This window comes from Roseateles sp. (genome assembly GCF_036404855.1).
GTDB lineage: Bacteria > Pseudomonadota > Gammaproteobacteria > Burkholderiales > Burkholderiaceae_C > Pelomonas.
Genome location: NZ_DASWYS010000183.1, coordinates 1 through 23,177, shown reverse-complemented (window position 1 = coordinate 23,177; position 23,177 = coordinate 1). Strand labels below are relative to the sequence as shown.

Below are 23,177 nucleotides of genomic sequence, written 5' to 3'. Positions count from 1 at the left end.
CCGTGGCGACGCTCGCCGAGCTCCGCCAGCAGTTCAAGGCGGGCAAGCAGACGCTGATCGACAACTTCCTGGCTGCCCGGCCGACGCAGGCCGGCGCCCAGAGCCTGCTGCGCCGTCTGGCCCGTCACGTCGATGACACGCTGCGCACGCTCTGGAACGCCGCCGGCATGCCTGAAGGCGCCTGCCTCGCCGCCGTCGGCGGCTACGGCCGCGGCGAGCTGTTCCCGCATTCCGACGTCGACGTCCTCGTGTTGCTGCCGGATGGCGTCGAGGCCTATCAGCCCGGCCCGGCCAAGACCGCGATCGAGGGCTTCATCACAGCCTGCTGGGACGTCGGCCTGGAGATCGGCTCGTCGGTGCGCACGCTGGGTGAATGCCTGAGCGAATCGCAGAGCGACGTCACCATCCAGACCGCGCTGCTCGAAGCCCGCCCGCTGGCCGGCGAGGTGAGGCTGTTCCGCCTGATGTCCAAGCGCTTCATGCAGGCCATGGATCCCAAGGCCTTCTTCCGCGCCAAGACGCTGGAGAGCCTGCAGCGCCACACCAAGTTCGACGACACGCCCTATGCGCTGGAGCCCAACTGCAAGGAGAGCCCCGGCGGCCTGCGCGACCTTCAGATGCTGATCTGGCTGGCCCGCGCGGCCGGCCTGGGCAAGACCTGGAAGGCCCTCAGCGCGCGCGGCCTCATCACCGCCTTCGAGAGTCGCCAGCTGCAGCGCAACGAGGGCCAGCTCAAGCTCATCCGCGCCCGTCTGCACGCGGTGGCGGGCCGGCGCGAGGACCGCCTGGTCTTCGACCTGCAGACGGCCGTCGCGCAGAGTTTCGGGTTCGAGGGCACGGGTGCCCAGCGCGCCTCCGAGGTGCTGATGCGGCGCTACTACTGGGCGGCCAAGGCCGTCACGCAGTTGCACCAGATCCTGCTGCTGAACCTGGAGGAGCAGATCAACGGCTCTCAGCAAGACCAGTTGCGCCCCATCGAGGGGCACCCGGAGTTCCTGGACCGCGGCCGCATGCTGGAGGTCGCCAGCGACGACCTCTACCAGCGCGACCCGCACGCCATCCTGCGCACCTTCCTCGTGTACCAGCAGACGCCCGGCATCAAGGGCTTCTCGGCGCGCACGCTGCGGGCGCTCTACAACGCCCGGGGCCTGATGGACGCTGCCTGGCGCCGCGACCCGGTCAACCGCGCCACCTTCATGGCCATGCTGCGCCAGCCCGAAGGCCAGACGCACGCCTTCCGGCTCATGAACCAGACCTCGGTGCTGGGGCGCTACCTGTGGGTGTTCCGGTCCATCGTCGGGCAGATGCAGCACGACCTCTTCCACGTCTACACCGTGGACCAGCACATCCTCATGGTGCTGCGCAACGTGAGGCGCTTCTTCATCCCCGAGCATGTCCACGAGTACCCGTTCTGCTCGCAGCTGGCCGCGCAGTTCGACACGCCGGAAGTCCTCTACATCGCCGCCCTCTTTCATGACGTGGCCAAGGGTCGCGGAGGCGACCACTCCGAACTCGGCGCCATCGAGGTCAGGCGCTTTTGCCGCCAGCACGGCCTCGACGCCGCCGACACGGCCATGTGCGTCTTCCTGGTCGAACATCACCTGACGATGTCGCGCGTCGCACAGAAGGAGGACCTGTCGGACCCCGAGGTCATCGCCGCATTCGCCGCCAAAGTGGGCAACGCGCGGCGGCTCACGGCCCTGTACCTGCTCACCGTGGCCGACATCCGCGGCACCAGCCCCAAGGTCTGGAACGCCTGGAAGGGCAAGCTGCTCGAGGACCTGTACCGCATCACGCTGCGCGCGCTGGGCGGCGCGAGGATCAACCTTGACGCCGAGATCGAGGCCCGCAAGCAGGAGGCCCGGCAAGACCTGGCCCTGCATTCCCAACTGCCCGGCACTGAGGAGCCGCTGTGGAACCGCCTGGCCGTCAGCTATTTCGCGCGGCACGACGGCGCCGAACTGGCCTGGCATGCGCGCTCGCTGTGGCGCCACGTGGACACGCAGGTGCCCGTCGTGCGCGCCCGCCCCTCGCCGATCGGCGAGGGCCTGCAGGTGCTGGTCTACGCGCCAGACCAGCCCGACCTGTTCGCCCGCATCTGCGGCTACTTCGACGGCGCCGGCTTCAGCATCCTCGACGCCAAGGTGCACACGACGCGCAACGGCTACGCGCTGGACACCTTTCAGGTCATTCGCCCCGAAGCCGACGTGCATCACCGCGACCTCGTGCCCCTCGTGGAGCAGAAGCTCGCCGTCGCGCTGCAGGCCGAAGGCCCGCTGCCCGAGCCGCGGCGCGGCCGGCTGTCACGCCGCGTCAAGAGCTTCCCCTACTCGCCGCGCATCTCGCTGCGCCCCGACGAGCGGGCCACCGCCTGGCTGCTGACCATCTCGACCAGCGACCGCGCCGGCCTGCTCTACGCCATCGCGCGGGTGCTGGCCCGCCACGGCATCAACCTGCAGCTGGCCAAGATCTCCACGCTGGGAGAACGCGTGGAGGACACCTTCTTGCTCGACGGCCCGGCACTGCAACAGAACAAGGCCCAGCTGCAGATCGAGAGCGAGCTGCTGGACGCGGTATCCCTGCCGGCATGAGCTACACCATCGCCATCGGCGACGCCATCGCCGAACTGGACCGCTTCGACGCCATCCTCGACGTGCGCTCGCCGGGCGAGTTCGCCGAGGACCACCTGCCCGGCGCCGAGAACTGGCCCGTGCTGGACGACGAGGAACGCCGCATCGTCGGCACGCTCTACAAGCAGGACCCGCTCGAAGCCCGCCGGCTGGGCGCCACGCTGGTGGCGCGCAACGTCGCCCGGCTGCTGGACGAGCGCACCGGCGGCAAGCCCAAGACCTGGCGGCCTCTGGTTTACTGCTGGCGCGGCGGGCAGCGCTCGCTGTCGCTGCACTGGTTCCTCGGCCAGATCGGGTTTCGATCGCGCCAGTTGGTGGGGGGCTACAAGGCCTACCGCGCCCAGGTGCGCGACGACCTCGAGGCCTGGCCCGTGAACTTCCGCTACCGCGTGCTGTGCGGACTCACCGGCTGCGGCAAGACGCGGCTGCTGCAGGCACTGGCCGCCGAAGGCGCCCAGGTGCTGGACCTCGAAGGCCTGGCCGCCCACCGCGGATCCGTGCTGGGCGGCCTGCCAGATCGTCCCCAGCCGACGCAGAAGGGGTTCGACACGGCCCTGTGGGCCCTGCTGCGCCAGTTGGACCCGACGCGACCGGTCTTTGTCGAGAGCGAGAGCCGAAAGATCGGCCGCATCGCCCTGCCTGCCGCCCTGCTGGCGGCGCTGCACGGCCAGGGCCGACCGGTGTGGATCGACCTCCCCGAGGCCGCCCGTGTGGAGCTGCTGCTGCAGGATTACGCCCACTTCACCAGGGATCCTGAAGCCTTCTGCCAGGCATTGGACGACCTCATCGAGCTGCGAGGCCGCGCCCGCGTGGCCGGGTGGCAGGCGCAGGCCCGCGCGGGAGACTGGCCGGGCGTCTTCGCCGCACTGATGCGCGAGCACTACGACCCCGGCTATGCGGCGTCGCTGCGCCGGCATTTTCCGGCCGTGGCCGACGTGTCCCCGCTTGCCCTGGCAGACGCCCGACCCGCCACGCTGAGCACCGCCGCCCGACATTTGCTTGCCACGGCTTGAGGCGTATCAAGGCCGGCACCGCCCGGACACGGCACACTCCGTGCCGTCATGCCCAACCGCTACAGCGAACAGGCCCTGAGGGAATCCCGGGCCTTCGGCGTCCGTCCCATTCCCGTGCTGCGCCCCCTGGGCTGGCTGGCGCGCGGCTGGCAAGACCTGTGGCAGGCGCCTCTGGCCTCGCTGGGTCATGGCCTGGCGATGGCCGTGTTCGGTGCACTGCTGTTCGCGCTGGCACATGACCGTTTCTGGCTGCTGGCGGGAGCGTTCAGCGGTTTCCTGATCGTCGCGCCCATCCTGGCCACCGGGCTGTACGCCATCAGCCGCGAGCTGCAGCGCGGCGGCCGGCCCGGCTGGCACACGGTGCGCGACGCCTGGCGACCGCGCGACGGCCGGCTCATCGTCTTCGGCGTGCTGCTCGCCTTCGCCGGCACGGGCTGGGTCCTGTGCTCCGCTGCCTTCGTCACCGGCTTCGCCGCCGACCCGATCCAGAGCCCCCGCGACTTCCTGCTCAAGGTGGTGCTGAACGACGACTCCCATCTTTTCGAGACCTGGCTGATGCTGGGGGCGGTGCTGGCCGCACCAGTCTTCGCATCCACCGTCGTGGCCATTCCCGCGCTGGTGGACATGCCACCGGGCAAGCTCGGCGTGCTGGGCGCCGTGTTCACGAGCTGGCGGGTCGTGCTGGAACATCCTGCGCCCATCGCACTCTGGGCCGCGCTCATCATTGCGCTGACCCTGGTCGGCATGGCCACCGCGCTGCTGGGCCTGGTGCTCATCGTGCCGTGGCTGGGCCATGCCAGCTGGCACGCCTACCGCGACCTCGTCACCCGCAGGCCGGATTGACATGCGCCGTCGCCCCTCGTGCCCGCCCCGTCCGTTCCCCGCCCAGGGAACACGTCAACGCCTTCGGGCGGCCGGGCGGTCCTGACCATGTGGGGCTACACCGAAGCTGAGATCGCCCAGTTCGGCCTGACCTTCGGGGTCTCGGCCTTCATGCTGTACATGGTGTTCATCATCCTGCAGTTGGCGCGCGAGTCCAAGGCCGGCCGCTTCGGCACCTTCGTGCTGCTGCTGGGCCTGGGCTTCGGCCTGGTGGGCTTCGCGGCCAAGGGCGTCATCAAGTTCTTCCTGTCGGGCGCCGTCGGATGAAGCCCGCTGCGACGCCGCTGAGCCGGACGCTGCGGCACAGCCACTTCGAGGACGCCCAGGCCCTGCTCACCGGCACGCTGTTCGCCGCGCTCGGCGTGGCCTTGTTCAAGCAGGTCGGCATGCTCAGCGGAGGCACGGTGGGACTGGCCTTCGTGCTGCACTACGCGCTGGGCTGGCCGTTCGGCCTGCTGTTCTTCGCCATCAACCTGCCGTTCTACGCGCTGGCCTGGCGCCGTATGGGGCCGGCCTTCACGATCAAGAGCCTGCTGTCCGTCGCCCTGCTGGCGGGGTTGGCCGAGGCGCTGCCGGGCTGGCTGAGCATCAGCCAGCTCAACCCCTGGTTCGGCGCCATCGGCGGCGGCCTTCTCGTGGGCGCGGGCCTGATCATCCTGTTCCGCCACCGCGCCTCCCTCGGTGGACTCAACGTGCTGGTGCTGTGGCTGCAGGAGACGCGCGGCTGGCGCGCTGGCTATGTGCAGGCCGGCCTGGACGCGGCCATCCTGCTCGCCGCCCTGCCCTTGGTGCCGCTGGACCGCATCGGCCTGTCACTGCTGGGCATGGCCGCCATCAACGCCGCCCTCGCCATCAACCACCGGCCCGGCCGCTACGTGGCGACCTAAGCCAGGTCCGACGCCAGGCTAGCCAGCGTCTCCGGCACGATCTGCACATGGGCCGGATAGTGGGTGTGGTCGCAGCCCAGCTTGACGCCAGCGCCTGCCTTGACCGCCTGGCGCATCGCCGGCGTCAGCTCGAAGCGCACGAAGTGCACGGCCGAAGTCTTCTCGCTGTTCTCGCGGTCGAGGTCCTCGTCGGCGATGGCATAGACACGCTGCTGCCCCTCCACCTCGACGAACAGCCTGTCTTCCACGCCGATGAGCCTTGAGAGCTCCCGCCGCCGCTCGTTGGGATCGGGGTACTCGATGAGCAGCGTCGCCTTCCAGTTGCCGCCATCGGGCACCAGCGGTGCATAGGCATCGATCTCACCCTGGATGCCATCCGCCTCGAAGATCTTCTCGATCCGCAGCATCTCCTGGATCTGGTAGCGGATGCTGCGCTCGTCCTCGAACTGCAGGTTCAGGTGCTCGCCGAGACGCACGCTGCGCAGGCGGCGGTGCGCGACGATCGCCGGTTTTTCGGCCTTGCGGAACTTCGCATAGGCCTCCAGCGTCATGAGGCTGTCGATGGTGATCATGGTTGAGGCGCCCGGCCGCCCGCTGCGATGGCCGCGCGCCCTCGGGAGCGCTGAGCCCAGCGAGTGTCAAGGCGGTCATTTGAGTCCGTAGGCGGTACGCATGAGGGTCAGCGGGTGGGCCAGGGCCTTGGCCGGCGTGCCGGCTTGCGCCATGCCTTGGGCGATGTGGTGGCCGGCGAGCGCGCAGTCGCTGGCGATGAAGTCCGGCTCGTCCTTGGCCATCGCCTTAAAGACGGGCTTGCCGATCTTCATCGCGACCGGGTGGGTGGGTGTCTTCACGCCATAGGTACCGGCGTGGCCTGAACAGCGCTCGACGGTATTGAGCTTGACCTCCACGCTCTGGCCCATGAGCTTGAACATCTCCTCGGTCTTGCGGCCGATCTTCTGCACGCGGCCGTGGCAGGGGATGTGATAGCTGACCTTGCCCAGCGCCTGCTTGAAGTCCGTCTTCAGCAGGCCGTCCTTGTGCCGGGCGACCAGGTACTCGAAAGGGTCCCACATCGCTTCCTGAACCTGCTGCACGGCCTGCTCGTCCGGAAACATCAGCGGCAGCTCCTGCTTGAACATCAGCGTGCAGCTCGGGATGGCGGAGAGGATGGCGAAGCCATCCCTGGCATAGGGCGCCAGAACGGCAATGTTGGCCGTCTTGTGCTTCTCCACGGTCGCCAGGTCACCGAGCTCCAGCTTGGGCATGCCGCAGCAGGCTTCCTTCTCGACGATGACATAGGGAATGGCGTTGTGGTCCAAGACCTTGAGCAGGTCAAATCCGATGCCTGGCTCGTTGTAGTTGACGTAGCAGGTCGAGAAGATTGCGACCTTGCCCGGCGTGCGCTCGCCGTTGGTGACCACCTGGACCGGCGTCTTAGGCGCACTCCAGCGAAAGCGCTTGGACGCCAGCTCCGGCAACCAGGCCTGCGGATGGACGCCCAGCTGCTTGTCCAGCAGCTTGCGCGCAACCTTGGTGCGGTTCACGGCGTTGACGGCCTGCACGACGACGGGAATGCCGGCGAACTGACCATGCACATCGGTAGAAGCGAGGAACTTCTCGCCAGCGCCCACGCCGCCCTTGCGGAACTTGATCGCCTTGGCGCGCAGCATGGTGTGTGGAAAGTCCAGGTTCCACGCATGCGGCGGCACGTAGGGACACTTGGTCATGTAGCAGAGGTCACACAGATAGCACTGGTCGACGACCTTCCAGAACTCCCGCGGGTCCACGCCGTCCAGCTCGCCCGTCTTGCCGTCGTCGACGAGGTCGAACAGCGTCGGGAAGCTCTGGCACAGGCTGACGCAGCGGCGGCAGCCGTGGCAGATGTCGAAGATGCGCTCCATCTCCTGGAGGCAGGCCGCCTCGTCGTTGAACTCGGGGCTCTTCCAGTCGAGCGCGTGCCGCGTCGGGGCTTCGAGATTGCCTTCTCTGCTGCTCATCCTCGCTCCCACCTATGAGGATTGCGGCCGCTGCAAGCAGTGGCCGCCCGAGACATCAATCCACCAAAGCGTCCAGCGCCTTCTGGTAGCGGTTGGCATGAGAGCGCTCAGCCTTGGCCAGCGTCTCGAACCAGTCGGCGATCTCGTCGAAGCCCTCGTCGCGGGCCGTCTTGGCCATGCCCGGGTACATGTCGGTGTACTCGTGGGTCTCGCCGGCGACGGCAGCCTTCAGGTTGTCGCGCGTCGCGCCAATGGGCAGCCCGGTGGCGGGATCGCCAACGGCCTCCAGGAATTCGAGGTGTCCATGGGCATGACCCGTTTCGCCTTCGGCCGTGGAGCGGAACAGCGCCGCCACGTCGTTCTGCCCTTCGATGTCCGCCTTGTTCGCAAAATAGAGGTAGCGGCGGTTGGCCTGGGATTCGCCTGCAAAGGCGTCCTTCAGGTTCTGCTCGGTCTTGGATCCTTTCAGGCTCATCGCAGTCTCCATTGGGGTGTGGAAATCAAGACGCTACTCCCATGCCGACGCGCCCAGCCAATCGATAGCTTCAATGTGGGCCATAGTGGGCCGCTATGCCACGGCACGCAGGCCCAACTGCAAACCGGCGGGCGGCTATACTTTGACACATGTGGGGGGGTAGCTCAGCTGGGAGAGCGCCGCGTTCGCAATGCGGAGGTCGGGAGTTCGATCCTCCTCCTCTCCACCACTGACTGACAGCCTAAGTCCTTGATTTCCAAAAAAATCAGGGCTTCCGATATTCATCCAACTTTGGCAGTGCTGCAGGAGCAGGACGGCCCCCATGCCACGGCTCGGCAGCCTGATGGCCGCACAGCTAGGTGCGGAGGAAAGGATGTTTCATTTCCGGGCCGGCACTTCGAGGGCGTCTTCTCGTTCAATCTGCTGCTTTCCTGAGCCACCGAGTCTCGGTGGGCCTTGCCGTGGCCGCCGGAACAGCCACAGTCGGCCAGTTGCTGCAGTAGCGCATGAGCCGACTACTCGCTGGGTCGATATGGTCCGTTATGAGCCCACAACGAGGGGGCTGTGCCTGAGCGTCAGCGCCTGTAGTGCGTTAGCTGGCCCACCTTCGAATCCGAGCCACAAGGCTTCGCGGGGTGACGGTATCCACGCCACGTTCATCCACCGGATCAGATGCAACATCGACAAGGTCACGTTGACGTCGACATAGCCGTACTGCAGCAGCGCCTTGCAGAACTCCCGGTTCTTCTCCCTGGCTCAGGGCCGAATCGCCGAAAGACCAACACTCAGTGTGTCTCGAATTCTTCAATGCGGATCAGCATCCAACAGCGCAGATTCGAGGATTCCCAGCGCCTCCTCAAAGACCTCATGCTCAATCGTCAACGGGTACAGGAATCGGATGACATTCGAGTGGACACCACAGATCAGCAGAATGAGTCCTCGCTGCAGGGCTGACCGCTGCACCCTCAGTGCAAACGTCGCGTCGGGCATTCCCGTCGCCGGGTTGAAGAACTCCGCCGCCACCATGCTTCCCAGGCCACGGACATCCGCCATGCTTGGTACGCGCGGCATTAGGCCTTGCAGCTTGCTCCTAAGCAGATTGCCCAGCACCATTGCCCGGGCCGCAAGCTCTTCCTCCTCGATCACGTCCAGCACGGCGTGGGCTGCGGCGATCGACAGCGGGTTACCCGCATAGGTACCACCAAGTCCGCCCGGCGCCGCGCCATCCATCACTTCCGCGCGGCCCACGACACCCGACAAGGGCAGGCCACCGGCGAGCGATTTGGCCACCGTCATCAGATCGGCCTCCTCTTCGAAGTGATGCATGGCGAACATCCGGCCTGTGCGTGCAAACCCCGTCTGGATCTCGTCGGCCACCAACAGGATGCCGTGCTCATCGCAGACATGGCGCAGTGCCGCCACAAAGGGTGCCGGCGCAGGATTGAACCCACCCTCGCCTTGCACAGGCTCGAAGATGATGGCCGCCACACGCTTGGGATCGATGTCGCAGAGAAAGACCTGCTGCAGGGCCGCCAGGCTGTCATCGACGCTAACCTCGTGCAGCGCGCTGGGAAACGGGACGTGGAACACTTCGCCAGGCAGCGGGCCGAAGGAGAGCTTGTAGGGCGACACCTTGCCGGTCAGGGCCATTCCCATCATGGTGCGGCCGTGGAACCCGCCGGAAAAGGCGATCACGCCAGACCGGCCCGTGGCTGACCGGGCGATCTTGATGGCATTCTCGACCGCCTCGGCGCCGGTCGTGAAGAAGGCCGTCTTCTTGGAGTGGCGCCCGGGCGCTGCACGGTTCAAACGCTCGGCCAACTCGACATAGGAGGTGTAAGGCACCACCTGGTACGCCGTGTGGGTGAAGGATTTGAGCTGCCGCTCGACTGCCTGCATCACCCGCGGGTGGCAGTGACCTGTGTTCAAGACCGCGATGCCGCTCCCGAAGTCAATGAAGCGTCGCCCTTCGATATCCCACAGCTCTGCGTTTCGGGCCCTGGCGGCATAGAAGCCGCACATCACCCCCACGCCGCGAGGCGTCGCCGCATCCTTGCGCGCTTGCCAAGCGGCGTTGTCGCCGCCCCTCGTCAACTCGTCCGAATTGTTCAACATCGCGGCACTCATTGGGTAGGCGGGAGGGACAGCCGGTCCGCAATCACAGGGGCGCGCTCCACGCGGATCTTCTGCTTGTTGTCGGCAATGGCTCGCCACTCCGGACTGGCGGCAAGCCGCGCCCGGACCTTGCCGACCGCGACATCCCGCTGTCCGAGAGCCGCATCGTCGCGGTACTCCAGCAGAAACATCGAGGCCCAGGGGCGCCCGGCGGCATAACGACTGAAGTACAAGCCATAGCGCGACACGACCCCCTCGTCAATCCAGCCGTTGAACTGGGGGATCACGTAGCCGTCCAGGTACTTCAGGTAGTCGTTGGTCGACACGAAGTAGTCATAGGGGATCACCAAGAAGGTCGGCTGCTTGGACAGCGCCTTGGCTTCACCCTCGCGCATCCGGTCCACCGGCACCGTGGCCATGGTCTTGATCAGGCGCAGGGCCTCCTGCGGCAGTCCGCCGGGGCTCGTGTCCTCGACCTCCCGCCATCGCGCCACGTCGGCGTATCGGGCGAAGCTCAGCTGAACGAGCACGTCGAAGCCCTCGCTGTCCACATAGCGGCTGAACAGGACGCGGTAGTCCTGCACGCGGCCTTCTCGCTTGAGGCGTTCGAGCTGCGGCAGGCCCCGTTCGAGCAGCAAGCGCCGCAGTTCGGTGCGGTCCACGGCTGCAGTCTGCGCGGTCGTGATCAGGCCTAGCGGCCCGTCCTCCCGAGGATCCGGGCTGGCAGCGATGGACAGGCCAGGCAGCGCGAACGCCAGCAAGATCGCGATGGAAAAGTGCCTGCGGCACGGCTTGAAGATAGACATCTATGGGCTTTCGGTTGGACTATGGAGCGCGACCACGGTTCTGGCTGCCGTCAAGGCTTCAGATGGCGGCCGACAAACTCGAACAGGCGATTCGCCGCGTCATCCCGCTCCGGGGTGTCGCCATGCATGAAGACATGGCCGCCCGGCGCGTTGTCGTAGATCTTGGATTCGAAGGTCTTGCCGCGAGCCTTCAGCGCGTCGAGCAGACGACCGGTGTGCAGCGTCAGCGGCGCAATCTTGTCGCCGGTCGTGGCCAACACCAGCAGCGGTGACTCGATTGCGTCGACGTTGTTGATCGGCGATACCGCCATGTAGGCCGCCAGGTTGTCATTCGGCAGCTGCCCCTTGAAGCTGGGGCTTTCGCGTGCCACCTCTTGGCGCCGGTACTCGGGCTTGTAGGCCATGTAGGCCACGAAGTCGGTGAGTCCCACGATGTCCACCGCAGCCCGGAAGCGCCTGGGTTGCTTCTGGATCGCCAAAAGCGTCACCATGCCGCCCCGGCTCTCCCCCACGATACCCAGGCGATCGGGGTTGACATCGGGCTGGCGGGCGATGAAGTCCGCAGCCGACAGCACGTCGGCAACATCAGTGACGCCGTAATCGTTGCGGAAGTGCCGATCGCCATAGCCGCGGCTGCCCCGGTACTCGGGAAAGATGACGACGTAGCCGCGAGACACGGCCTGCTCGACCATCCAGAACCAGGAATGATCGAAATGCTCGTGAAAGCCGCCGTGCACCAGGATCAGCGCCGGACGCCTGCCCGGCGGCTGCCGGGCCCCGCGAAAGACATAGCCTGGGATCAGGCCGTTGTCCGCGGCCGGATAGGAGACGCGCTTCATCTCAATGCGGCCGGCGTATTCAGTCGCAAAGGCCAGCGCGATGACATGCTGCGCCTGCTCATAGACGGCATGCTGCAGGATCTCCAGCTTGCTGGCGGTGTCCTTGGCATCGAGATTGATGAACTTGTCCAGCGGACCGTCCTTGGGGCCTTCTGCCGATTCGGCGCTCGCCGTGCCCGCCAGCGCCAACGCGCAGACGCCGACCAGCAGGCGACGCGCGAACTGCGCGGAATACGAAATCCCATGGGTCATCTGTTTCTCCAGTGCTGAAATGGATTCCCCGAAAGCGCCGTGCGCCGCATTGCCGGGGGATCGGGCCTGAGGGGGCGTTGTTGCCCCTCGCCCGTTGGGTGCCACACGAACGCCGGTCCGCACGGCCTGCCCGTGCTCATCTGCCGGATTCGGTCGGGACCGCATAGACCTGCTTGCCGCCAAGCCAGGTGTAAAGCACCCGGGTCTGCGCGATCTCCTTGGGCGACAGCTGCCGAATGTCGCGCTCCAGCATCACCAGATCGGCCAGCTTGCCGGGGCTGATGCTGCCCTTGGACTTCTCCTCGCGGGCAGCCGATGCGGGGTTGATCGTGTAGGCGCGGATCGCCTCTTCGACAGTGATCGTCTGTTCGGGGTGCCAGCTCGATTCAAAGCCCTCGGGTGCGCTGCGGCTCACCGCCTCGGCGATGTTCTCGAGCGGGTTGTTCGGCTGCAAGGTGCTGCCATCGAAGCTGCCGGGCCAATCGGAACCGATGTTGAGCCGCAGACCTGCCTCCGCCGCGCTGCGCCAGGGGAATGCCGTCGCCGTGCGGTCATGCCCCAGTGCAGCGTCAATCGTACCGAGCTGATCGATCAGGTGCGAGGGCGTGATGTCCACGTAGAGCTTCAGCTGCTTCTTTGGGTCCAGGGCCGTCGCGCGGGCCAGCTGGCCGGGCGCCGTGTACCACATGTGAATCAGCCGGAATCGACGTTCGCGCGCCGGATTGGCCTGGATCGCCGCCTCGTAGTTGTCCAGCAGCATGTCCAGCCCCGCATCACCGACCACGTGGACCGCCAAGTCGTAGCCGAGCCGGTCGGCACCAATCATGTCCGCGCGCAACGCGTCGGCATCGGTCACCCGGTACGCCAAGGTGCCCCTGCGTCCGCCCGCATTCAAATAGGGCTCCCTCATCAGCGCGAAGTCCATGAAGGCCTTCAGTGCACCGTAGCGTATGAAGTCATCACCGGCACCGGGCTTGATACCGATGCGCGCATAGTCTCTCCACCCCGCCAGGGACAACAACGCGTGCACCCGGACGCTGAGCGCGCCGGCCTCGCGCAGGTCATGGAAGACCGTCATGTCGGTGTAGCTGCGCTCCACGTGTACCTGGAACTGCTGCAGCCGCGAGACGGATTCGATACGGGCGATGTCGTGCAGGCCGGTCACGCCCAGGGCGTTCAGTTCCCGGATCAGGGCCCGGCCCGCGACCACGTTCTTCTGCTTGGACGGCGGGGGCAGCATGGTGGCCACCTTCTGCACTGCATTTCCCGTCAGCAGACCAGTCAGGGCGCCGGTGCTGGCGTCGCGCCCGTAGGCACCGTACGCCGGATCCGCAATCGTGCGGTCCAGCTTGGCCAGCTTCAGCGCATAGGAGTTGACGAATGCGCGGCCGTCGTAGAAGCGGATCAGTACCGGGTGGTCCGGCACCGCCGCGTCCAGTTCGGCTAGGGTCGGCATCGGCAAGGTCCAGCCCGTATTGCCCTTTCTCGCAGCCTTGGCGGCGACAAGCCCGCTCATGTCGGCCCCCGTGATCCACATGCCCTTGGGTACGCGCAGGGCGGACTCGCGCAGACGCGTGTACAGCGTGGACGTGTCCTCGACGTCGATCACGCGCGCCGTGTAGAAGGCATCGACCGCGTTGCCAAAGTGCGTGTGCGCGTCAATGAATCCCGGTAGGACCATCGCGCCCCTGGCGTCCATCGTCTGCGTCGATGGCCCTTTGCTCGCCAGCAGCTCCGCGCTCTTTCCCACCGCCAGGATCCGGCTGCCGGCGATGGCGAGGGCATCCGCCATTGGCCGCTCGGGGTCGACCGTCCACACCTTGGCGTTGTGAATGATGAGGTCGGGCGCCGGCGCCGCCTGCAGGGCTGGGGCGGCCGCGGCACACGCGGCAGCAATTCCCAGCGACATGAAACGCGTCTTCATATGCATGACTACTTCTCCCACCGAGGCCGGTGGCCTCTTTCAAAATTACGCACCGCTGGGCCCCTTCCATCGTCTTCACGGTACAACTGCCGAGCGCTCACGCTGCAGTGGGCGGTCGGCCCTTGAGCGCTGCCGCTTGCGCGCGGCCCCGCTTGAGTGCCTGGCGCCGCAGCCACCACAGTCGAACTCCGCTGAAGGACATGAAGGCCGCCACCAGGCCCATGCAGGCGATGATCAAGCGGCCCGGCGTTCCGAACGCCTGTCCGCTGTGCAGCGGAAACATCCACGCGACAAACGTGTCTCCCGCACCGTCCGACTGGCGAAAGCTCTGGGTACTCACGATCCGCCCGGTGCGCTTGTCCACCACGACCCTGCCCGTACCTTTATGCAGATTGATGTCGCCCTCCAGTCGAACCCGGACTTCGTAAAGCCCCTGATCGGGCTTGAACACGATGCCACGTGCCACCGCGCCCGGGTACTGCAGCACAGCGGCCCGCATCGCCTGCTCCGGCGTTGCCGGCCCGGCCCCTTGCGTCGATGCCGCCGCGCGGGGTTTCACCTCGACTGCCGGAGACACGGAGCGCACGACCGCTCGAAACCCCTCCGGAAAGGCCAAGTAGACCGCCGAGAGGGACATGACGAGCATCACGAGTGAGGACACGAGGCCAATTACGCGGTGTAGTTCGAACTGCCGGCGCACCGGGCGGGCATCCCACTTCACCGAAAACACAGGACGCCAGTTGCCCGAGGCAGGCCAGGCCAGGGCAACGCCGATCGGGGAGGACAGCAGCCAGAGCAAGGCAACCACGCCCATAAGCGTCTTGCCGAAGTCCCCAAGCAATACTGAACGATGCAGCAGCAGCAAGGTCGGCATCAGCTGCTTGGCATCCAGGCCCACGCCCTCGACCCGGCGCTCGGCCCTGATGATCCCCTTGTACGGATCCACAAAGATCTGGTCAATGGCCTGCGCGCCCTTGTCCTTCACCCGCAGATTGAAGACCCAGGCCTCGTCGGGCTCCTCGCCGACATACACGCTGCGAACCTTGGCTTGCGGATAACGCGACTCGACCAGGGCCACCAGGGGCTCGATGCCAAGGGGACTTGCCTCAGGGAATACCTGCAAGTCCCTCCTGTTCAGCCAGGCATCACTTTCGTCGAAGAACGCGATCGCGGCGCCGGTAAGACCGGCCATGAAGATGAAGGCTGCGATCGCAATGCCGGCCCAACGATGAACCCGCTGGGCAATGGATCTGACTGACATCTATGGCTCTCTCGTTCGTCAATCAGAAGTCGAACCGCGCGCTGGCCTTGACCATCCGGCTCAGGCCCTGGCCGAGCAGATTGCCACCCGCGGCGTTCCAGTAGCGCTTGTTGGCCGCGTTCTCGACGTTGATCTGGAAGGTGGAGCTGGTGCCGGCAATCCGCGTCGAAAACCGCGCACCAAGGTTGAACAGCGTGTAACCCGGGATGTGGGCCTGGTTCAGGTTGTTCACCGGCCGAGCCGAGGTGTAGAACGCGCCAGCGTTGACGCCTAGGCCGGCCAGAAGCCACACGGGGCGGTACTCCGCAAACACGCTGAGCGTCTTCTTGGCGGTGTTCTCCGGGGTCTTGCCGATCAAGGCTGCATTCGCGGCGCTCTTGATCTTGACGTCCATCAGCATGCCGGACACGTAGACGGAGAGATTGTGAACAACCTCGCCGTTGACGGAGAACTCGACCCCCCGGTAATTGGCGCGCCCGTCAAGCACAAAGACATTGCTCGTGTTGATATAGGCCGAGGCCCTCTCAATCTCGAAGTAGGCCAGCGATGCGCTCATGCCCGGTATCACGTCGGTCCGGATCCCCAGCTCGTTTTGCTTGCTGACCGACGGAGGCAGGACCTCGAAGGCATTGGCCGCGGAGATGGGCGCCGTACCCGTCTCCTCAAGCCCTTCGATGTAGTTGGCATACACGCTGGTGTCGGGGCGCAGGCGGTACACGACGCCGCCTGAAAGCGTGTTCTTCTTGATCGTGTACCGGGCAGTGCTGGAGATGCTCTCGTAGTCCTCCTGGCGGATCCCAGCCAGCAGCTGCCACTGCGAACCCAGGCGAATTCGGTCGAAGACGTACAGCCCCTTGTCGACCACGTCCTGCGGATTCAACGTCGGCGTGATCGAGAAGGTGGGTGCAGCGAGGACGATCGGGTCGTAGAGGTTCTGCGCCTGGGTGATGCGCTGCGCGCTGGGTCCGTTCTGATAGCGCTTGTTCTGCGTATAGCCCAGGGTCAGCTCATGATCCAGCGGACCGGTCGATTCGCGTCCGTTCAGCTCCAGACGGCTGTTCGAATTCCGGTACTGCTGTCCGCGCGTCAAGGAGGTGCTCAGCGTACCCGCGCCGGTTGCGAGGTTGTAGTTGGTCAGTTGTCCGAAGTTGCGCTCATCGCGATCGGTTGCGGCTCGCCCCAGCTCCACCGTGGCAGTCCACTTGCTGCTGAATCCGTAGTCGGCCCGGAACAGCGCATTCTTCGAGCCTGCCGCATTCATTGCCCATGTGCCGGACAGCAGACGCTTGGGATCGGGCAGTCGCGGCAGCGCAATCACGTTATTGACCGCCGAGAGCAAGGCAATGCCGGCCTGCTCGGGGATCTCCTTGTAGAGGTCCTCGTAGTCAAACCGGAAGCTCAGCTCGTCGGTCGGATTCCAGTCCAGCGCGATCGACGCGAGCCGGCGGTTGCCCTTGCCGCCATCGATGGAGTTGCTCACCTTGCCACCCACCAGGTTCACGCGGGCGCCGAACTGCTTGTCCTCGCCGAACTTTCGACCCAGGTCGAGGTGTCCGAGCAACTGACCGTACTCGTTGCCGCTGATGTTCAGCATCGAGACCGGCGCCAGGCCGGCCCGCTTGGTCACAAGGTTGACGATGCCGGCCGGACTGGTGAAACCGTAATAGAGCGCCGAGGAACCCTTCAGCGCCTCCACGCGCTCCTTGTTCTCAAGCGGCAGGTCTGTCAGGTTGTTGATCGGCAAGGACCCGTTCAGCCGGTAGCTCGTCCGGTTGTCGACGTTGATGCCGCGGATCGACAGATTGTCATTGACACCTCCCCCCACCTGAGAGCGTGAAACGCCCGCAGCATTCTTGAGCGCGTCGAACAGCCCGCTGGCCGCCTGAGCATCCAGCAGGTCCCGCGGCAGCACATTGACCGTCATGGGCACGTCCAGCGCCTGTTGATCGCGGAATGCACCCACCTGGACCAGCTTGGTGCGAAAGCCCTTGGCCTTCTCGGAACTCACCGTGACGGTCTCCAACACCTGCGACTCCGCCGTCTGCGGATTCGCCTGGCCGGACGAGGCCGGATCGCCGGCTTGTGTCGGCGCCTCGGCCGCATAGGCGGCCTGCTGAGGGGCAATTGTCCAGGCGGCGCTGATGGCCACCGCAAGCGCACATCGAGAGAAGCTGAGGCGTTTCATCACTGGTCCTTATTGCAATAAAAGTTCAAAGGCCGGGTGAAGATCACCCTTATGTCTGGCAACAAGCCCAGTCTATGAGTGTTTTTTTATAGCGTAAAGAGCATCTCACGCACCTCGAGGGTATCCACTTACGAGAAATCGTGTCGCCCACATGGACCTCTTCCCATTGTCTCCCTCGGACTTTTTCAAAAGACAAGATCATCAATGCTGACGCCCCACCCAGGAGTGGCCCACGCACGATTGTTCTTTACATTTAAATAGTACATTGCTAAGCTCGACGAACACCCGACCACACATGGCCACCCCAAGCAATCGGCACAGTTCCATGACTGCAAAGCACGCCCTCCCCTCAATGAATGCGCTTTGGATGCCTTTCACGGCAAACCGCAGGTACAAGCGCGACCCCATCATGTTCGAAGCCGCACACGGCATGCACTACGTACTGGCCGGCGGCCGGCGCGTGCTCGATGCAACGGCGGGGCTTTGGTGCGTCAACGCGGGCCACGGGCGCGAATCCATTGCTGACGCCATCGCAGCTCAGTCGCGCAAGCTGCAGTACATCTCCACCTTCCAGGTCGGGCACCCACTCGCCTTCGAGTTCGCGGAACGGCTCGCCGACCTGGCGCCGGGCGACCTCAACCATGTGTTCTTCACGAACTCCGGCTCCGAATCGGTCGACACCGCATTGAAGATCGCCCTGGCTTATCACAAGGCGCTGGGCAATGGCGGCCGGACCCGGTTCATCGGCAGGGAGCGCGCCTATCATGGGACAGGCTTCGGCGGCCTGTCCGTGGGCGGCATCGGCGTGCACCGGCGCCCCTTCGGTCATCTGCTGCCTGGCGTCGACCACCTGCCTCACACCTATGACCACCGACAGCAGGCCTTCAGTAATGGCGAGCCCTCATGGGGTGCCCATCTGGCGGAAGATCTGGTCCGCCTGATTCAACTGCACGACGCATCGACCATTGCAGCAGTGATCGTCGAACCCGTGGCCGGCTCCACCGGCGTGCTCCCACCGCCCGCTGGCTACCTCAAGCGCCTCAGGGAGATCTGCGATCAGCACGGCATTCTGCTGATCTTCGATGAGGTCATCACGGCTTTCGGCCGGCTTGGGCATGCCTTCGCCGCCGAGAGGTTCGGCGTGCAGCCCGACCTCATCACCTGCGCCAAGGGCCTGACCAACGGCGCCATCCCGATGGGGGCGGTGATCGTTGACCGCAAGATTCACGAGGCGATCGTCCAGGGGCCCGAGAACAGCATCGAACTGCCCCACGGCTACACCTATTCAGGACACCCGGTCGCCTGCGCCGCAGGCCTGGCCAGTCTTGACCTCTACCTTGGCGAGCGACTGTTTGAGCGCAGCGCGGCCCTGGAGACCTTCTGGGCCGATCGCGCTCACGCGCTAAAGGGTCTGCCGAACATACGCGATATCCGCACGATCGGCCTGCTGGCGGCGATTGAGTTCGAGCCGCGGCCCGGCGGCCCCGGACAGCGGGCCTATGAAACGATGCGCAAGGCGCTTGAGAAAGGCCTTCTTGTCCGCACCAGCGGCGATCAGATCCTGCTGTCGCCGCCGCTAGTGGTCCGGGAGGATCAGATCGACGAGATGTTCGGCGTACTCGCCGATGTAGTGGCCGCGCTGGATTGAGGAGCCTTTCATGAACTACCCGAACACCCGTCTGTTCATTGGCGACCGGTGGCGAGATGCGTCCGACGGCCGCACGATTTCGGTTGTGAATCCCGCCACGGGCGAGGCCATCGGCACAGTCGCGCACGCCGGTGAGCCGGACATCGATCACGCCATCGCCGCCGCGCAGCAGGGCTTCCTGGCCTGGCGCAGCCTTGCCTCAGCCGAGCGCAACCGCATCATGCGGGCGGCAGCAGCGCTGCTGCGCACGCGGGCGACCGAGATCGCCCGGGCACTGACGCAGGAGCAAGGCAAGCCGCTTGCGGAATCCGCGGCAGAGGTGGCGGCGGCGGCGGACATGATCGAGTGGTTCGCCGACGAGGGCATGCGCGTCTACGGTCGCACAGTGCCATCGCGAGGCAGCCTGGCCGTCAGGCAGCTGGTCGTTTTTGATCCCGTCGGGCCCGTCGCCGCCTTCACGCCCTGGAACTTCCCAATCAACCAGGTCGTGCGCAAGCTCTCGGCGGCGCTGGCGGCAGGCTGCTCCGTCGTCGTCAAGGCGCCGGAAGAGACACCAGCGGCGCCCGCAGCACTGGTCCGCGCCTTCGTCGATGCCGGCGTGCCCGCGGGCACGCTCGGACTGCTTTACGGCGATCCGGCCCAGATCTCCAGCCGCCTCATCGCCCATCCCGTCATCCGCAAGATCACCTTCACCGGATCGACGCCGGTCGGCAAGCAGCTCGCCGCGCTGGCCGGCAAGCACATGAAGCGCGTGACCATGGAGCTTGGCGGCCACGCACCGGTCATCATCGCCGCCGATGCCGATCTGTCGCAGGCCTTGCGGACGGTGGGCCTGTCCAAGTTCAGGAATGCAGGACAGGCGTGCATCTCGCCAACCCGCTTCCTGGTGCACGAGAGCGTCTACGACGCGTTTGCCGAAGCCCTGGTTGCGCAGACCGCCGCACTCCGGGTTGGAGATGGCCTGGCGGCCGACACGCAGATGGGACCGCTTGCCAATCCCAGGCGGCTGAAGGCCATGGCCGATCTGACGGCTGACGCCATCGCGTCCGGTGCCCGGCTGCTGACGGGTGGCGCCCGCATCGGCGAGTCCGGCAACTTCTGGCAGCCAACTCTGCTCGGCGAGACGCCATTGAGCGCCCGCGCCTTCAATGATGAGCCCTTCGGCCCTCTCGCCGCGCTGAGGAGCTTCAACTCGCTGGACGAGGCCATCGGCGAAGCCAACCGCCTGCCCTACGGACTGGCCGCCTACGCGTTCACCCGCTCGATTCCAACCGCCGAGCGCTTCTCTCGGGAGATCGAGGCCGGCATGCTCTGGATCAATATGTCGGCAGTTGGCAGCGCCGAAATGCCCTTTGGCGGCATGAAGGACTCCGGCTATGGGTCCGAAGGCGGCCCGGAGGCCCTGCAGGCCTACCTCAACGTCCGCACAGTCGGACTGATGTGCAACTGAGCTGGAGCCAAGGACGGGGGGCGGACTCAGCGACGGCTTGCCGCGCCGAGGTGGCGCTGCATCAGTGCTGCCGCCCACTCGGAGTCGCCTTGCTCGAGCGCGTCAATGATCTGCAGATGTTCCTTGGTCGAGTCGACCAGGCTGATCGGACGGTCCTCGAAGTAGGTGTACTCGAGAAAGCGCCGCAGCTGGTTCTGCTGCGCCACGGCACGCACGATGAAGCGATTCCCCGAGAAGCGAGCCAGCATCTCATGGAACTCCAGATTCATCTCGAAGAACTCCGCGAGCGCCTTGGCACCCGTCGCATGGGCAAGAAACCGCTCCTGCGCGGCACGGCATTTGCGCAACTCGTCGACATCGACCTTGAACGTAGGTTCACGCAAGCCGGCCGACTCGACGATGGCACGAAAGCGGTAACTCTCGTCATGCGCTTCCTTGGTATCGAGCGACTCAGTGAAAGACCAGCCATGACCCTTGCGCCGCTCGATCAGGCCTTCCCGGGTCAGGCGAAGCATCACCCGGGTGAGCATGCTCTTCGGGGCAGGATAGCCGGCCTGCAGGTCGGCATCGGTGAAGGTGCTGGGCAGCTTGCCCCGGCCGCGGTCGGTGATCAGCAGGCGGAACAGCTCATCCTCGGTGATGCTGCTGGGCGCCAATCGCTCGAGCCTCAGGCGGTGCCCGCCCTTGGCCACCCAGAAGCCACTGTTGGCTCTCGATTCGACAAAACCCTCTTCCTCGAGCATCGTGAGTGCCGCCCGAACCGGAGTCCGCGACACGTCGTACTGTTCTGCGAGTCCTTTCTCCGTCAGGTGCTGCCCCGGGGCAAAGGTTCCATCCTTGATCAGCCGGGCGATTCGCTGGGCAAGGTCGATTTGCAGTGGGCTGCGAGAAGAGGTGGAGTCTTTGGTGCGGGCCATGGCCATGTATTTTATAGACCCTTAGTACGAATCTATCGCGCCGCTCAGGGGGAATTCTCCCTTGCCACGCGCATTGTATTTATATAGCATAAAGTACACAACGCAACCATTAGCACCTCGAGAACCCATGAGCCACAGCACGTCTGCGCACGACGCCCGCAAGGTCCCCCCCGCCCCGTTCATCGAGATCCACGGCTCGCCCCGCGAACGCGGACGCCAATATGGCGAGCAGGCACAGGATCGGATTCGGCTCGGGATCGCCCACTATGCGGCGCAGCTGGAGCGGAGCCGGCTGGACTGGACCGACATCCGGGCGATCGTGCAGACGTACGAGCCACTGATCGCGGGCTTCGAGCCCACATACATAGACGAGATGCACGGGATCGCCGAGGGAGCCGGGGTCGAGTATGCGGCCGTGTTCCTGCTCAATGCACGTACCGAAGTGCTGAAGATGGCCGACCGCCGTCGCAAGGGCGAGAAAGCCGACATCGAGCCCTCGGACGGCTGTACCGGCATCGTCGCCCTGCCGACGGCCACGCGCGAGGGCCGGCTGATCCACGCCCACAACTGGGACTGGAAGGCGGAATGCGCCGAGACCTCGGTGATCCTGCGCGTGCGCCGTGAAGACGGTCCGGACCTCCTGACCTACACCGAGGCCGGTGCGCTGGTGCGCCATGGTTTCAACAGCGCCGGCATTTCGATCAGTGGCAACTACCTCGAGACCGACCGGGACTACCGCCAGGTCGGCATCCCATTGGCCTTGCTGCGCCGCAAGGCCCTGGAGCAGGCTCAGCTGGCGATCGCCATGCGCCTGATCTATTGCACGCCGAAATCGGCGTCAAACAACCTGATCGTCGCCCATGCCGAGGGGATCGCGCTGGACTTCGAGTGCGCCCCGGACGAGACCTTCCAGGTCCAGCCAAGCAACGGCCTGATCGTGCATGCCAATCACTTTCAGAGCCCAGTGGCGCTGAGCAAGCTGCGCGACACGGGCATTGCCAACATGCCGGACTCGCTCTATCGCGACGTGCGCGTGCGCCAACTGGTCGAGCCACACTACGGAGACATCACGCGAGACCACATCAAGGCCGCGCTGTACGACGACTTCCAGGACCCCTGGTCCGTGTGCCGCCCCCCGCGCCTGGGCCTGGGAACCAACCTCTCGGCCACGGTCGCCACGATCATCATGGAACCCGCGCTCGGATTGATGGAAGTGGCCATGCTGCCGGCACTCAACCGTGAGTTCACCTCCTATCAGCTCGGCATGGACGAACCTGCCGGCAGGCGCGCGGCAGCGGTGCCGACCGCCTGATCTCAAGCAAGGACAGGCATGAGTCCCAAGCTTCCAGTCGCGGCGACCGCGGCCCTCGCCTTCGCCGGGGTGCTGCTGTGCGCACCCGCCTCGGCGCAATCCCAGGTCGATGTCCTGAAGGTGCGCGCCAAGGGTGACATCCGCTCAACCGATCCCGGCATGAACCGCGACAGCCCCACCGATGCGGTGATGTCCCATCTGGTGGAAGGCCTGGTCGCCTACCGCGGGGATGCAACGGTCGTCCCAATGCTGGCCGAGAGCATCCAGGTATCGCCGGATGGCCGCGTTTACACCTTCCGGCTGCGCAAGGGCGTGCGTTTTCACAATGGCGCGCCGCTGACTGCCGACGATGTGCTGTATTCATGGCGGCGCTACATGCAGCCGGCCAACAACTGGCGCTGCCTGCCGGAGTTCGACGGGCGCGGCGCGTCCAAGGTGATGAAGTTGCAGGCCAAGGATGCGCACACCGTGGTGTTCACGCTGGAGCAGCCGACCACCCTGTTCCTCGCCACACTGGCGCGGACCGACTGCGGCATGGCGGCCGTCTATCACCGCGACTCTATCGACGCCGCTGGCAAATGGAA

19 protein-coding genes and 1 tRNA gene are annotated in these 23,177 nt (G+C 65.6%); 10 read left to right on the top strand and 10 right to left on the bottom strand.

Annotated features, from left to right (window positions below; genetic code table 11):
* Positions 1–2 precede the first annotated feature (2 nt).
* From VGF12_RS12185 to VGF12_RS12165, 5 genes are all read left to right on the top strand, one after another.
* The gene (locus tag VGF12_RS12185) at positions 3–2,591 is read left to right on the top strand and encodes a [protein-PII] uridylyltransferase (RefSeq protein WP_331176306.1); all 2,589 of its coding nucleotides are present in this window, start codon (positions 3–5) and stop codon (positions 2,589–2,591) included.
* Positions 2,588–3,643 (top strand): tRNA 2-selenouridine(34) synthase MnmH, encoded by a 1,056-nt coding sequence (mnmH, locus tag VGF12_RS12180; RefSeq protein WP_331176305.1) that lies wholly within the window; start codon positions 2,588–2,590, stop codon positions 3,641–3,643. Before VGF12_RS12185 ends, mnmH begins: the two co-directional genes overlap by 4 nt.
* A gap of 48 nt (positions 3,644–3,691) precedes the next feature.
* A complete protein-coding gene (locus tag VGF12_RS12175; RefSeq protein WP_331176304.1) occupies positions 3,692–4,486 on the top strand; it encodes a DUF2189 domain-containing protein in 795 nt (264 codons plus the stop codon).
* Positions 4,487–4,573: 87 nt separating this feature from the next.
* Positions 4,574–4,792 (top strand): DUF2788 domain-containing protein, encoded by a 219-nt coding sequence (locus tag VGF12_RS12170; RefSeq protein ID WP_331176303.1) that lies wholly within the window; start codon positions 4,574–4,576, stop codon positions 4,790–4,792.
* Positions 4,789–5,412: a YitT family protein gene (locus VGF12_RS12165; protein ID WP_331176302.1), complete on the top strand. Its 624-nt coding sequence runs from the start codon at positions 4,789–4,791 to the stop codon at positions 5,410–5,412. Before VGF12_RS12170 ends, VGF12_RS12165 begins: the two co-directional genes overlap by 4 nt.
* Here the strand turns inward: VGF12_RS12165 and VGF12_RS12160 are convergent.
* The 3 genes from VGF12_RS12160 to VGF12_RS12150 form a co-directional block, all read right to left on the bottom strand.
* Entirely contained in the window at positions 5,409–5,984 is a 576-nt protein-coding gene (locus tag VGF12_RS12160; protein ID WP_331176301.1) for a DUF3501 family protein, read from the bottom strand. The genes VGF12_RS12165 and VGF12_RS12160 overlap by 4 nt on opposite strands.
* 75 nt (positions 5,985–6,059) lie before the next feature.
* Entirely contained in the window at positions 6,060–7,409 is a 1,350-nt protein-coding gene (locus tag VGF12_RS12155) for a (Fe-S)-binding protein (RefSeq protein WP_331176300.1), read from the bottom strand.
* 55 nt (positions 7,410–7,464) lie between these two features.
* Complete coding sequence (locus VGF12_RS12150) at positions 7,465–7,884, bottom strand: rubrerythrin family protein (protein WP_331176299.1); 420 nt, start codon at positions 7,882–7,884, stop codon at positions 7,465–7,467.
* A 153-nt stretch (positions 7,885–8,037) separates the two neighbouring features.
* Between VGF12_RS12150 and VGF12_RS12145 the strand changes: the two genes are divergently transcribed.
* Positions 8,038–8,113, top strand: a tRNA-Ala gene (locus VGF12_RS12145).
* A gap of 575 nt (positions 8,114–8,688) precedes the next feature.
* Here VGF12_RS12145 and gabT read toward each other — a convergent pair.
* The 6 genes from gabT to VGF12_RS12115 all read right to left on the bottom strand — a co-directional run bounded on the left by gabT (position 8,689) and on the right by VGF12_RS12115 (position 17,266).
* Positions 8,689–9,999, bottom strand: coding sequence for a 4-aminobutyrate--2-oxoglutarate transaminase (gene gabT, locus VGF12_RS12140; protein WP_331176298.1), 1,311 nt, complete (start codon positions 9,997–9,999; stop codon positions 8,689–8,691).
* Positions 10,000–10,007: 8 nt separating this feature from the next.
* Positions 10,008–10,805, bottom strand: coding sequence for a hypothetical protein (locus VGF12_RS12135; protein WP_331176297.1), 798 nt, complete (start codon positions 10,803–10,805; stop codon positions 10,008–10,010).
* A 50-nt stretch (positions 10,806–10,855) separates the two neighbouring features.
* Complete coding sequence (locus tag VGF12_RS12130; protein ID WP_331176296.1) at positions 10,856–11,896, bottom strand: alpha/beta hydrolase family protein; 1,041 nt, start codon at positions 11,894–11,896, stop codon at positions 10,856–10,858.
* Positions 11,897–12,032: 136 nt separating this feature from the next.
* On the bottom strand, positions 12,033–13,820 hold the full coding sequence (locus VGF12_RS12125) for an amidohydrolase (RefSeq protein WP_331176295.1): 1,788 nt from the start codon (positions 13,818–13,820) through the stop codon (positions 12,033–12,035).
* 97 nt (positions 13,821–13,917) lie between these two features.
* Entirely contained in the window at positions 13,918–15,081 is a 1,164-nt protein-coding gene (locus VGF12_RS12120; protein WP_331176294.1) for a PepSY-associated TM helix domain-containing protein, read from the bottom strand.
* A 22-nt stretch (positions 15,082–15,103) separates the two neighbouring features.
* Entirely contained in the window at positions 15,104–17,266 is a 2,163-nt protein-coding gene (locus VGF12_RS12115) for a TonB-dependent siderophore receptor (RefSeq protein ID WP_331176293.1), read from the bottom strand.
* Between the two features lie 325 nt (positions 17,267–17,591).
* On the opposite strand from VGF12_RS12115, the gene VGF12_RS12110 reads away from it, so the two are divergent.
* Both VGF12_RS12110 and VGF12_RS12105 read left to right on the top strand, forming a co-directional pair.
* Positions 17,592–18,914 (top strand): aspartate aminotransferase family protein, encoded by a 1,323-nt coding sequence (locus VGF12_RS12110; protein ID WP_331176292.1) that lies wholly within the window; start codon positions 17,592–17,594, stop codon positions 18,912–18,914.
* A 10-nt stretch (positions 18,915–18,924) separates the two neighbouring features.
* Complete coding sequence (locus VGF12_RS12105; protein ID WP_331176291.1) at positions 18,925–20,364, top strand: NAD-dependent succinate-semialdehyde dehydrogenase; 1,440 nt, start codon at positions 18,925–18,927, stop codon at positions 20,362–20,364.
* Positions 20,365–20,390: 26 nt separating this feature from the next.
* On the opposite strand, the gene VGF12_RS12100 is transcribed toward VGF12_RS12105, so the two are convergent.
* Entirely contained in the window at positions 20,391–21,281 is an 891-nt protein-coding gene (locus VGF12_RS12100; protein ID WP_331176290.1) for a GntR family transcriptional regulator, read from the bottom strand.
* 127 nt (positions 21,282–21,408) lie between these two features.
* On the opposite strand from VGF12_RS12100, the gene VGF12_RS12095 reads away from it, so the two are divergent.
* Entirely contained in the window at positions 21,409–22,593 is a 1,185-nt protein-coding gene (locus tag VGF12_RS12095; protein ID WP_331176289.1) for a C45 family peptidase, read from the top strand.
* Between the two features lie 18 nt (positions 22,594–22,611).
* Positions 22,612–23,177, top strand: a 566-nt coding sequence (locus VGF12_RS12090) for an ABC transporter substrate-binding protein (protein ID WP_331176288.1), incomplete at its 3' end; no start/stop codon positions are given.

What these genes read in the sequence shown, in the direction of transcription:
- mnmH (WP_331176305.1), top strand. Translation starts at nt 2,588, where the DNA reads ATGAGCTACACCATCGCCATCGGCGACGCCATCGCCGAACTGGACCGC.
- VGF12_RS12175 (WP_331176304.1), top strand. Translation starts at nt 3,692, where the DNA reads ATGCCCAACCGCTACAGCGAACAGGCCCTGAGGGAATCCCGGGCCTTC.
- VGF12_RS12170 (WP_331176303.1), top strand. Translation starts at nt 4,574, where the DNA reads ATGTGGGGCTACACCGAAGCTGAGATCGCCCAGTTCGGCCTGACCTTC.
- VGF12_RS12165 (WP_331176302.1), top strand. Translation starts at nt 4,789, where the DNA reads ATGAAGCCCGCTGCGACGCCGCTGAGCCGGACGCTGCGGCACAGCCAC.
- VGF12_RS12160 (WP_331176301.1), bottom strand. Translation starts at nt 5,984, where the DNA reads ATGATCACCATCGACAGCCTCATGACGCTGGAGGCCTATGCGAAGTTC.
- VGF12_RS12155 (WP_331176300.1), bottom strand. Translation starts at nt 7,409, where the DNA reads ATGAGCAGCAGAGAAGGCAATCTCGAAGCCCCGACGCGGCACGCGCTC.
- VGF12_RS12150 (WP_331176299.1), bottom strand. Translation starts at nt 7,884, where the DNA reads ATGAGCCTGAAAGGATCCAAGACCGAGCAGAACCTGAAGGACGCCTTT.
- gabT (WP_331176298.1), bottom strand. Translation starts at nt 9,999, where the DNA reads ATGTTGAACAATTCGGACGAGTTGACGAGGGGCGGCGACAACGCCGCT.
- VGF12_RS12135 (WP_331176297.1), bottom strand. Translation starts at nt 10,805, where the DNA reads ATGTCTATCTTCAAGCCGTGCCGCAGGCACTTTTCCATCGCGATCTTG.
- VGF12_RS12130 (WP_331176296.1), bottom strand. Translation starts at nt 11,896, where the DNA reads ATGACCCATGGGATTTCGTATTCCGCGCAGTTCGCGCGTCGCCTGCTG.
- VGF12_RS12125 (WP_331176295.1), bottom strand. Translation starts at nt 13,820, where the DNA reads ATGAAGACGCGTTTCATGTCGCTGGGAATTGCTGCCGCGTGTGCCGCG.
- VGF12_RS12120 (WP_331176294.1), bottom strand. Translation starts at nt 15,081, where the DNA reads ATGTCAGTCAGATCCATTGCCCAGCGGGTTCATCGTTGGGCCGGCATT.
- VGF12_RS12115 (WP_331176293.1), bottom strand. Translation starts at nt 17,266, where the DNA reads ATGAAACGCCTCAGCTTCTCTCGATGTGCGCTTGCGGTGGCCATCAGC.
- VGF12_RS12110 (WP_331176292.1), top strand. Translation starts at nt 17,592, where the DNA reads ATGACTGCAAAGCACGCCCTCCCCTCAATGAATGCGCTTTGGATGCCT.
- VGF12_RS12105 (WP_331176291.1), top strand. Translation starts at nt 18,925, where the DNA reads ATGAACTACCCGAACACCCGTCTGTTCATTGGCGACCGGTGGCGAGAT.
- VGF12_RS12100 (WP_331176290.1), bottom strand. Translation starts at nt 21,281, where the DNA reads ATGGCCCGCACCAAAGACTCCACCTCTTCTCGCAGCCCACTGCAAATC.
- VGF12_RS12095 (WP_331176289.1), top strand. Translation starts at nt 21,409, where the DNA reads ATGAGCCACAGCACGTCTGCGCACGACGCCCGCAAGGTCCCCCCCGCC.